Consider the following 11,182-nt stretch of genomic DNA (forward strand, 5'->3'; position numbering starts at 1 on the left):
CGATCTGATTTACTTTGTGGAACTGATGGATTACCTCATTTAATTGCTGATGGACGTTGGAGTCATGCTGCAGAATTTATAATTCCAGGATTTGGATTTATCTATATTTCTGGTTGGATTGGTTGGGTTGGTCGGAAATATCTTCGGGCAGTAAGTACAACTAAAAATCCAGCTGAAAGTGAAATTATTATCAATGTTCCTTTAGCCTTAAAAATCATGTCAACAGGTTTTATTTGGCCAATTTCAGCATGGCAAGAATTAATTAGTGGAGATTTAGTTGCTCCTAAAGATGAGATAACAGTCTCACCTCGTTAAATTTAAAATTTATTTATATATTATTAAATTAAATCTTTATGGAAAATTTTCAAAAATATTTATCAACAGCACCAGTTTTACTTACTATATGGTTAAGTTTTACTGCTGGTTTTATTATTGAAATTAATCGTTTCTTCCCGGATCTATTAGGAGTTTATTTTTAAAATATTTAAAGGATTTAGTAGTACTAAATCCTTTAAATATTTTAAAAATCAATGATTTATTCTTTTCTATTTTTTTATTAGTTAAAAAATTAATTAAAATTTATTAAAAAAATGTATAATTAAGACTTGAAAACTCATAATGAACAGAAAGTTATTTCTTATCTATTCTTTATTTTTTATGAGAGTTTCTTAAATTTTCGTCTCCCAACAAGGAGAAAATTGATGGCAATAAGCTCAACCGACCGTCGTGCAAAAAACGTGCAAATTTTTGTTGAAAAAGACGCAGTCGAAACTAGTTTCGCAAAATGGGCACAACCAGGTCATTTTTCTAGAACGTTAGCGAAAGGTCCAAAAACAACTACGTGGATTTGGAACTTACACGCCGATGCTCATGATTTTGATAGTCAAACGAGTTCTTTAGAAGAAGTATCTCGTAAAATTTTTAGTGCACACTTTGGACAATTAGCAGTAATCTTCCTATGGATCAGTGGAATGCATTTCCATGGTGCATACTTTTCTAACTATTCAGCATGGTTAACAGATCCAGTAAATATCAAGCAAAGTTCTCAAGTTGTTTGGCCAATTGTAGGTCAAGAAATTTTAAATGGTGATGTTGGTGGAAACTTCTCAGGTGTACAAACTACTTCTGGTTGGTTCCAAATGTGGCGAGCAGAAGGAATTACTAGTGAAGTTGAATTATACTGGACTGCTATTGGTGGTTTAGCAATGTCAGCTATTATGCTATTTGCTGGTTGGTTCCACTATCATAAGGCAGCACCAAAACTAGAATGGTTCCAAAATGCTGAATCTATGATGAATCATCATTTAGCAGGTTTACTAGGATTAGGTTGTTTAGCTTGGTCAGGTCACCAAATTCATGTAGCATTACCTATTAATAAGTTACTAGATGCAGGTGTATCACCACAAGAAATACCATTACCTTATGAATTTATCATTAATCGTGAATTAATGAGTCAATTATACCCAAGTTTTTCAAAAGGTTTAGCACCATTCTTTAGTGGTCAATGGGGTGAATATTCAGATTTCTTAACTTTTAAAGGTGGTTTAAATCCTGTTACAGGTGGTTTATGGTTAAGTGATACAGCTCATCATCATTTAGCATTAGCTGTTTTATTTATTATTGCTGGCCATATGTATCGCACAAATTGGGGTATTGGTCATAGCATGAAAGAAATCTTAGAAGCTCATAAAGGTCCTTTTACTGGTGAAGGTCATAAAGGCTTATATGAAATTTTAACAACATCTTGGCATGCTCAATTAGCTATTAATTTAGCTTTAATGGGTTCGTTAAGTATTATTGTTGCTCATCACATGTATGCAATGCCACCATATCCGTACATTGCAACTGATTATGCTACTCAACTTTCGTTATTTACTCATCATATGTGGATTGGTGGATTCTGTGTAGTTGGTGGTGCAGCACACGGTGCAATCTTTATGGTTCGTGATTATACACCAGCAAATAATTATAACAACTTATTAGATCGAGTATTAAGACATCGTGATGCAATTATTTCACATTTAAATTGGGTTTGTATTTTCTTAGGATGCCATGCATTTGGATTCTATATTCATAATGATACAATGCGAGCACTAGGTCGTCCACAAGATATGTTCTCAGATAAAGCAATTCAATTACAACCAATTTTTGCTCAATGGATTCAAAACATCCATTTATTAGCACCAGGTACAACTGCGCCTAATGCTTTAGCAACAACTAGTTATGCATTTGGTGGAGAAGTTGTTGAAGTTGGTGGAAAAATCGCTATGATGCCTATTCAATTAGGAACTGCAGATTTTATGGTTCATCATATTCATGCTTTTACTATTCATGTAACAGTATTAATATTACTAAAAGGTGTTTTATACGCGCGAAGTTCAAAATTAATTCCAGATAAAGCAAATTTAGGTTTCCGATTCCCTTGCGACGGCCCAGGTCGTGGTGGTACGTGTCAAAGTTCAAGTTGGGATCACGTATTTTTAGGTTTATTCTGGATGTATAATTCAATTTCAGTTGTAATTTTCCATTTTAGTTGGAAAATGCAATCAGATGTTTGGGGAACTATTACACCAGATGGTAGTATTTCACATATTACTGGTGGTAACTTTGCAAAAGGTGCTATTACAATTAATGGTTGGTTACGTGATTTCTTATGGTCACAAGCTTCACAAGTAATTCAATCTTACGGATCAGCAGCATCAGCATATGGTTTAATTTTCTTAGGTGCGCATTTTATTTGGGCATTTAGCTTAATGTTCTTATTCAGTGGACGTGGTTACTGGCAAGAATTAATAGAATCAATTGTTTGGGCACACAACAAATTAAACTTTGCTCCAGCTATTCAACCACGTGCTTTAAGTATTACTCAAGGTCGTGCTGTTGGTTTAGCTCATTATTTATTAGGTGGTATTGGAACTACATGGGCATTTTTCTTAGCACGTGCTGTTTCAATCAGTTAAACAAAATCAAAAGATTAATTTTTATTCATAACTAAAATTTCTATAAAAAGGCATCTAACAATTATGGCAACTAAATTTCCAAAGTTTAGCCAAGCCCTTGCACAAGATCCAGCAACGCGAAGAATTTGGTATGGTATAGCTACTGCTCATGATTTAGAAGCACATGATGGTATGACTGAAGAGAATTTATATCAAAAAATTTTCGCATCTCATTTTGGTCATTTAGCCGTTATTTTCTTATGGACAGCAGGAAATCTATTCCATGTTGCTTGGCAAGGAAACTTTGAAAAATGGGTAAGTAATCCATTAAAAGTAAAACCAATTGCCCATTCAATTTGGGATCCACATTTTGGTGAATCAGCAATTAAAGCATTTAGTAAAGGTAATACATACCCAGTTAATATTACATATTCAGGTGTATATCAATGGTGGTATACTATTGGTTTAAGAACAAACCAAGAACTATATGCAGGAGCTATTGGTTTATTAATCTTATCATCAGCTTTATTATTTGCTGGTTGGTTACATTTACAACCAAAATTTAGACCAAGTTTATCATGGTTTAAAAACAACGAATCTCGATTAAATCATCATTTATCGGGCTTATTAGGTGTAAGTTCATTAGCTTGGACAGGACATCTTGTGCACGTAGCAATTCCAGAATCTCGTGGTACTCATGTAGGGTGGGATAACTTCTTAACAACTCCTCCACATCCAGAAGGGTTAACTCCTTTCTTTAATGGAAACTGGACTGCTTATGCTGAAAATCCTGATAATGCTACACATATTTATGGAACATCTGAAGGTGCAGGAACAGCTATTCTAACATTTTTAGGTGGTTTCCATCCGCAAACTCAATCATTATGGTTAAGTGATATGGCTCATCATCATTTAGCAATTGCGGTTGTTTTTATTGTAGCTGGTCACATGTACCGAACAAATTTTGGTCTTGGTCATAGTATGAAAGAAATCTTAGATGCTCACCGTCCTCCAGGAGGTCGTTTAGGTGCAGGGCATGTTGGATTATTTGAAACAATTACAAATTCTTTACATATGCAATTAGGTTTAGCATTAGCATGTTTAGGTGTTGCAACATCTTTAACAGCTCAACATATGTATGCTATTACTCCATATGCATTCTTATCAAAAGATTTTACAACTGAAGCTGCACTTTATACTCATCATCAGTATATTGCAGGTTTTTTAATGGTTGGTGCATTTGCACATGGTGCCATTTTCTTTGTGCGTGATTATGATCCAGAATTAAATAAAAATAATGTTTTAGCAAGAATGTTAGAACATAAAGAAGCAATTATTTCACATTTAAGTTGGGCTTCATTATTTTTAGGTTTCCACACTTTAGGATTATATATTCATAATGATACGGTAGTTGCATTTGGCCAACCAGAAAAACAAATTTTATTTGAACCGTTATTTGCTGAATATATTCAAGCAGCTTCAGGGAAAGCAGTATATGAATTTAATACTTTATTATCATCTTCGACAAGTCCAGCTACAGTTGCTGGAAATCAACTATGGTTACCAGGTTGGTTAGAAGCAATTAATAATAGTAAAAATGATTTATTCTTAAAAGTTGGTCCTGGTGACTTTTTAGTTCATCATGCGATTGCTTTAGGGTTACATACTACTACTTTAATCCTTGTAAAAGGAGCTTTAGATGCTAGAGGTTCTAAATTAATGCCAGATAAAAAAGATTTTGGTTATAGTTTCCCATGTGATGGTCCAGGTCGTGGCGGTACTTGTGATATTTCTGCATGGGATGCTTTTTACTTAGCTATGTTCTGGATGTTAAATACAATTGGTTGGGTAACATTCTACTGGCACTGGAAGCACATGACAATTTGGGGTGGTAACCCTGGTCAATTTGATGAATCATCAAATTATATTATGGGTTGGTTAAGAGATTATTTATGGTTAAATTCATCTCCATTAATTAATGGTTACAATCCGTTTGGTATGAATAATTTATCTGTATGGGCTTGGATGTTCTTATTTGGACATTTAATTTGGGCGACAGGTTTTATGTTCTTAATTTCATGGCGTGGATATTGGCAAGAATTAATTGAAACATTAGTTTGGGCTCATGAACGAACACCTTTAGCAAACTTAGTTCGTTGGAGAGATAAACCAGTAGCTCTTTCTATTGTTCAAGCGAGATTAGTTGGTTTAGTCCACTTTGCTGTGGGTTACATTTTAACTTATGCAGCTTTTGTTATTGCTTCAACATCAGGTAAATTTGCTTAATTTTTTTTGGAAAGATTCAAATAAGTTTCATTTATTTAAAATGAGACTTATTTGAATAAATCTTCTGAACACTATTAACAATTAGTAAGATCCTAGATTTCTTTGCCAATGTTGCAACCAAATTTTTTGAAGAAATTCTTTTGAAATCTTGTCTAATTTCAAAAAATTTACTACAATAGAAGGATAGTCGCAATACAGAATCCCTCTTTCCCAGCGATTCGGGATATAGCTCAGCTTGGTAGAGCACCTGCTTTGGGAGCAGGGTGTCGTAGGTTCAAATCCTACTATCCCGATATTTTTACTGCTCAAAAGCAAATTTTTCTTCTTTACAATTCAAAAAATATATGTTATCATATATTTTGTAATTCAATATCGAATTTCTATTGAAAAATTTATTATAGTGAGATAGGAGAACATGAATTTAGATGAAAAATTTATTCCTGTTCGAAATGGTTTTTATGAGATTGTAGGCAACTGTGTAAAAAAAATAGCTGGATTCTTTGGTTTTCCTGAAAACCCTGGGATGCCAACTATTTCTGATCTTCCTAATGATATATATTCTCGATCACAATTTATTGATAGTCTTCCACGACATAAAACATTTTGGCCACCGATTCAGCGACCCGAAACATGGTTCGAGATGATCTTTGGTCCAGCTCCAAAAGTGGATTCAGTTCCGAGATATATTTATGAAAGTAAGGAAGAGGGATTTTATAATTTTTATATTGAAAATTATAAAAACATATATTTTCTACCTGACTGGTTTTCAGAATTTCTTCAAGTGCGGTTGAATATTTGTTTAGATCTAACAGTTTTAGAGACTATAATAGAAATAATTTTTGTTGGTCTAATGGTTTATTCTCAAATTGTAATTCTTAGAATTGCCTTATCTTGGTTTATTTATATTAATCCATATACTTTTCCTTGGTGTTACTTAGCAGCTGCAGTAGATTGGACCGAAGATGTCTTACAAGGTATTGTCCCATCAATTCTAGGTGTAAATATCACCGGAAGCGTATTTTTGGGAATACTTGGAGTAATTGCAGATAGTCTAAATCATTTAGTCTTGACGATGCCCTTTTTACCAAGTGAAGGAGAGGAAACCAAATTATTAATAAATCAACAAATGAAAGATGTTCTTGTCTTTCACTATCTGCCAATTTTATGGTATCGGTATCCCATACCGAATGAGATCAGACAATTTTGGTACCAGGAACGACCAGATATCTTAAATTATATGCAGCAAGCTTATCAAGATTTAAATATTCAATTTTTACCTGATAATCTTTTAATCAATCAAGAACTACTAACAAAATTCGAGAGTCCTTTAATCGATTCTCAACCTTTGATAACGAATTTGGTTTCAACCATCTTATTCTGAATAGATTTTAAGACTAATAATTAATGTCAATAATTTCCTTGACATTAATTTATTATTTTACTTCTTATTCTTTTAGATAATAATAATAATAATAATAGAAAGTAAATAAAAACATATGAGTCAAAATTTACCCCTAAGAGTTAGATACAAGAAAACTCTAAAAAAAAAAGTTCTACAGGACGTTGAAAATCTTTCAAGATTTTTGAAAATTTTCTCTATTGCGCTTCAAGTTCCGTCATTTGCAAACTATCAGTTAGAATCTCAGAGACAAAGGGAAGCAGTTTTTAAATTGCAATTCGAAAGTTCTTTCTTAGCACGTCAGGATGGAACATTCCTTTTTTTAATGGTTCAATTTTTACTGAAGAATCCCAATCTTGAACCAGATGGTAAGGGGTTTGGAGAACCAAAACCTTCTCTTCCTTCCCGGTTTTCGAAAAAGGTGAAAGAGATTTTTAAAAATATAACAAACCTCTATCATAGCCATCCGTATAAGCATAGATTGCTAATACTGCTTAGTATGCTTACGTTAAGTACAATTTACTACTACTCTGCAATTTTCAAGTATACGTATGCTTTAAACCTTGGTTATTTGAGCAATTACCTTATAGAATTAAATTCTAGGCTTCGTTTAATTGAATTATTGGAGAAATATAAAAAGGCAAAATTTTTAAAACCAAGATCTTTTGAGAATTTACCATTTCACAATGTACCGGTTGAGAACTCTTTAAATTCATTGACAAACTTGGAAATTGAAGATTATAAAAAATTACAGACAGATCTTCTGGAGAATAAATTAAAAAGTCGCCTTTTAGTATACCAAATTTTCGCATTGGCTCAGGAATTAAATCTTAGTCCAAAATCAACATGGACTCTGATAAGTATTGCTTTACTTGTTTTGCGTTTCCGGAAAGATTCTTCGGATACAGCTTCTTTTATTTTGCTAGTGAAATTTTTACTAAAAATTTTTGGATCAACTGATTCGAGCTCATGGACTGATCCAAATGAATAATTGCCACTTCTGTTTCAGATTCTCTATTTCTTGAAAATAGAGAATCTGAGAATATAAAAAATAAAAATAATTTTTGAAGTTTATTCTATTTCTTTTAATCTCCCTCTTTCTGATTGATTTTCCTTAGTACTCTCTGATTCAACTTGATAGAAATGCTTTTAGACAAAAGTAAAAAAAAAAATTCACGGAAATTTTAAGAGAGTTTGATCCTGGCTCAGGATGAACGCTGGCGGTATGCTTTACACATGCAAGTCGTACGAGAGTTTTTAACTCAAGTGGCGGACGGGTGAGTAACACGTAAGAATTTGCCTCTAGGAGGGGGATAACAACTGGAAACGGTTGCTAATACCCCATATGCTTTCGAGTGAAATGGATTTCCGCCTAGAGAGAAGCTTGCGGCTGATTAGCTTGTTGGTAAGGTAATGGCTTACCAAGGCGACGATCAGTATCTGGTTTGAGAGGATGATCAGACACACTGGAACTGAGACACGGTCCAGACTCCTACGGGAGGCAGCAGTGGGGAATTTTCCGCAATGGGCGAAAGCCTGACGGAGCAATACCGCGTGAGGGATGACGGCCTATGGGTTGTAAACCTCTTTTTTCAGGGAGGAAAAAAATGACGTTACCTGAAGAATAAGCATCGGCTAACTCCGTGCCAGCAGCCGCGGTAAGACGGAGGATGCAAGTGTTATCCGGAATCACTGGGCGTAAAGCGTCTGTAGGTGGTTTAATAAGTCAACTGTTAAATCTTGAGGCTCAACCTCGAAACCGCAGTCGAAACTATTAGACTAGAGTATAGTAGGGGTAAAGGGAATTTCCAGTGGAGCGGTGAAATGCGTAGAGATTGGAAAGAACACCGATGGCGAAGGCACTTTACTGGGCTATTACTAACACTGAGAGACGAAAGCTAGGGTAGCAAATGGGATTAGATACCCCAGTAGTCCTAGCCGTAAACAATGGATACTAGATGTTGAACAGATCGACCTGCGCAGTATCAAAGCTAACGCGTTAAGTATCCCGCCTGGGAAGTATGCTCGCAAGAGTGAAACTCAAAGGAATTGACGGGGGCCCGCACAAGCGGTGGAGCATGTGGTTTAATTCGATGCAACGCGAAGAACCTTACCAGGGTTTGACATGATACGAATTTCTTTGAAAGAGGAAAGTGCCGTTTGGAACGTATACACAGGTGGTGCATGGCTGTCGTCAGCTCGTGTCGTGAGATGTTGGGTTAAGTCCCGCAACGAGCGCAACCCTCATTTTTAGTTGCCTTAGCGAACTCTAAAAAGACTGCCGGTTATAAACCGGAGGAAGGCGGGGATGACGTCAAGTCAGCATGCCCCTTACACCCTGGGCTACACACGTGCTACAATGGGCGAGACAATGAGATGCAAATCTGCGAAGACTAGCTAATCTAAAAACTCGTTCTAAGTTCGGATTGTAGGCTGCAACTCGCCTGCATGAAGTTGGAATCGCTAGTAATCGCTGGTCAGCTACACAGCGGTGAATTCGTTCCCGGGCCTTGTACACACCGCCCGTCACACCATGGAAGCTGGTTATGCCCGAAGTCGTTACTCTAACCTTTTGGAGGAGGACGCCTAAGGTAGAATTAGTGACTGGGGTGAAGTCGTAACAAGGTAACCGTACTGGAAGGTGCGGTTGGATCACCTCCTTTAAAAATTTAAGTTTTTAAAAATTAGGTCGATAACAAAAAAGAAACGGGCTATTAGCTCAGTTGGTTAGAGCGCACCCCTGATAAGGGTGAGGTCTCTGGTTCAAATCCAGAATGGCCCAACGGGGGTATAGCTCAGTTGGTAGAGCACCGTCTTTGCACGGCGGCTGTCAGCGGTTCGAATCCGCTTACCTCCACATTAAAAACCAATAAGGTTTTGAAAGAAAATTAAGATTCTAGAAGTCTTAAATTCAAGGAATGAAGAGTTTATGGGGGATACCTTGGCATTCAGAAGCGATGAAGGACGTGGTTACCAACGAAATGCTTCGGGGAGCTGGAAACAAGCTATTATCCGGAGGTCTCCGAATGAGGAAACTCAAATACTTCTTATTGAATAAATAAATAAGAAAGAGCGAACCTAGGGAATTGAAACATCTTAGTACCTAGAGGAAAAGAAAGTAAAAACGATTCCCGTAGTAGCGGCGAGCGAACTGGGAACAGCCTAAACTTAGTAATAAGGGTAGTGGGACAATTTGAAATGATTAAATGTGACAATTAGACGAATAGAGTTGGAATGCTCAACCAAAGAGAGTGAAAGTCTCGTAGTCGAAAATTGAAACAATCCAATTGAATCCCAAGTAGCATGGAGCACGTGAAATTCCGTGTGAATCTGCGAGGACCACCTCGTAAGGCTAAATATTCCTGAATGACCGATAGTGAAACAGTACCGTGAGGGAAAGGTGAAAAGAACCCCGGGAGGGGAGTGAAAAGAACATGAAACCATAAACTTACAATCAGTAGGAGGACGACTAAATCGTCTGACTGCGTGCCTGTTGAAGAATGAGCCGGCGACTTATAGCTAGTGGCAGGTTAAGGCAGAGAATGCTGAAGCCATAGTGAAAGCGAGCCTGAATAGGGCGTTTGTCACTGGTTATAGACCCGAACCCGGATGATCTAACCATGGTCAGGTTGAAGCTTAGGTAATACTAAGTGGAGGACCGAACCGACTGATGTTGAAAAATCAGCGGATGAACTGTGGTTAGGGGTGAAATGCCAATCGAATTCGGAGCTAGCTGGTTCTCCCCGAAATGCGTTTAGGCGCAGCGATGAATGTTATAACTTAGGGGTAAAGCACTGTTACGTATGCGGGCTGGTAATTCGGTACCAAATCGTTGCAAACTAAGAATACTAAGTGTAGAGTTCATCAGTGAGACTGTGGGGGATAAGCTCCATTGTCAAGAGGGAAACAGCCCAGAGCACCAGTTAAGGCCCCTAAATAATTGCTAAGTGATAAAGGAGGTGGGAGTGCATAAACAATCAGGAGGTTTGCTTAGAAGCAGCAATCCTTTAAAGAGTGCGTAATAGCTCACTGATCGAGTAAACCTGCGCCGAAAATGAACGGGACTAAGTAATTTGCCGAAACTGTGCGATATATCAAAGATATATCGGTAGGGGAGCGTTCTGTTGTAGGGTGAAGTATTAGCGGAAGCGGATATTGACGAAGCAGAAGTGAGAATGTCGGCTTGAGTAACGAAAATATAGGTGAGAATCCTATACCCCGAAAACCCAAGGTTTCCTCCGGAAGGTTCGTCCGCGGAGGGTAAGTCAGGACCTAAGGCGAGGCTGAAAAGCGTAGTCGATGGACAACGGGTTAATATTCCTGTACCATTATTTGTTGACAACGAGGGACGGAGAAGGCTAAGCTGGCCGGATATTGGTTACCGGTTTAAACGTTCAAGATGATGAGAAACGGCGAAAACGTTTTGAGTTGAGGCGTGAATACCAGATGCTACGGCGTCGAAGCAGTCTATGTCATACTTCCAAGAAAAGCTTGCACTGTCATAAGCAAATAATGCCTGTACCATAACCGACACAGGTGGGTAGGTAGAGTATACTAA

At 37.0% G+C, this 11,182-nt stretch carries 5 protein-coding genes, 3 tRNA genes, 2 rRNA genes and 1 pseudogene; all 11 read left to right on the top strand.

Going from position 1 to position 11,182, the window contains the following annotated elements; all coding sequences use genetic code 11:
• Nucleotides 1–315: pseudogene (locus tag AC3EA5_RS15480) on the top strand (Photosystem I reaction center subunit III); the annotation flags it as partial.
• Nucleotides 316–353: 38 nt separating this feature from the next.
• The gene (locus AC3EA5_RS15485) at nucleotides 354–479 is read left to right on the top strand and encodes a photosystem I reaction center subunit IX (protein WP_488609152.1); all 126 of its coding nucleotides are present in this window, start codon (nucleotides 354–356) and stop codon (nucleotides 477–479) included.
• Nucleotides 480–701: 222 nt separating this feature from the next.
• The gene (gene psaA / locus AC3EA5_RS15490) at nucleotides 702–2,960 is read left to right on the top strand and encodes a photosystem I core protein PsaA (RefSeq protein ID WP_488609153.1); all 2,259 of its coding nucleotides are present in this window, start codon (nucleotides 702–704) and stop codon (nucleotides 2,958–2,960) included.
• Between the two features lie 63 nt (nucleotides 2,961–3,023).
• Nucleotides 3,024–5,225, top strand: coding sequence for a photosystem I core protein PsaB (gene psaB, locus AC3EA5_RS15495; RefSeq protein ID WP_488609154.1), 2,202 nt, complete (start codon nucleotides 3,024–3,026; stop codon nucleotides 5,223–5,225).
• 219 nt (nucleotides 5,226–5,444) lie between these two features.
• A tRNA-Pro gene (locus tag AC3EA5_RS15500) sits at nucleotides 5,445–5,518 on the top strand.
• 122 nt (nucleotides 5,519–5,640) lie between these two features.
• Nucleotides 5,641–6,606: a YggT family protein gene (locus AC3EA5_RS15505; RefSeq protein ID WP_488609155.1), complete on the top strand. Its 966-nt coding sequence runs from the start codon at nucleotides 5,641–5,643 to the stop codon at nucleotides 6,604–6,606.
• 115 nt (nucleotides 6,607–6,721) lie between these two features.
• On the top strand, nucleotides 6,722–7,615 hold the full coding sequence (locus tag AC3EA5_RS15510) for a hypothetical protein (protein ID WP_488609156.1): 894 nt from the start codon (nucleotides 6,722–6,724) through the stop codon (nucleotides 7,613–7,615).
• A gap of 191 nt (nucleotides 7,616–7,806) precedes the next feature.
• Nucleotides 7,807–9,287: ribosomal RNA gene (locus tag AC3EA5_RS15515) — 16S ribosomal RNA — on the top strand.
• 45 nt (nucleotides 9,288–9,332) lie between these two features.
• Nucleotides 9,333–9,406 (top strand) — tRNA-Ile (locus AC3EA5_RS15520).
• A gap of 2 nt (nucleotides 9,407–9,408) precedes the next feature.
• Nucleotides 9,409–9,481: transfer RNA gene (locus AC3EA5_RS15525), tRNA-Ala, on the top strand.
• Nucleotides 9,482–9,533: 52 nt separating this feature from the next.
• Nucleotides 9,534–11,182, top strand: a 23S ribosomal RNA gene (locus AC3EA5_RS15530); the annotation flags it as partial.

The organism is Paenisporosarcina sp., from assembly GCF_057785155.1.

What these genes read in the sequence shown, in the direction of transcription:
- AC3EA5_RS15510 (WP_488609156.1), top strand. Translation starts at nt 6,722, where the DNA reads ATGAGTCAAAATTTACCCCTAAGAGTTAGATACAAGAAAACTCTAAAA.
- psaB (WP_488609154.1), top strand. Translation starts at nt 3,024, where the DNA reads ATGGCAACTAAATTTCCAAAGTTTAGCCAAGCCCTTGCACAAGATCCA.
- AC3EA5_RS15505 (WP_488609155.1), top strand. Translation starts at nt 5,641, where the DNA reads ATGAATTTAGATGAAAAATTTATTCCTGTTCGAAATGGTTTTTATGAG.
- psaA (WP_488609153.1), top strand. Translation starts at nt 702, where the DNA reads ATGGCAATAAGCTCAACCGACCGTCGTGCAAAAAACGTGCAAATTTTT.
- AC3EA5_RS15485 (WP_488609152.1), top strand. Translation starts at nt 354, where the DNA reads ATGGAAAATTTTCAAAAATATTTATCAACAGCACCAGTTTTACTTACT.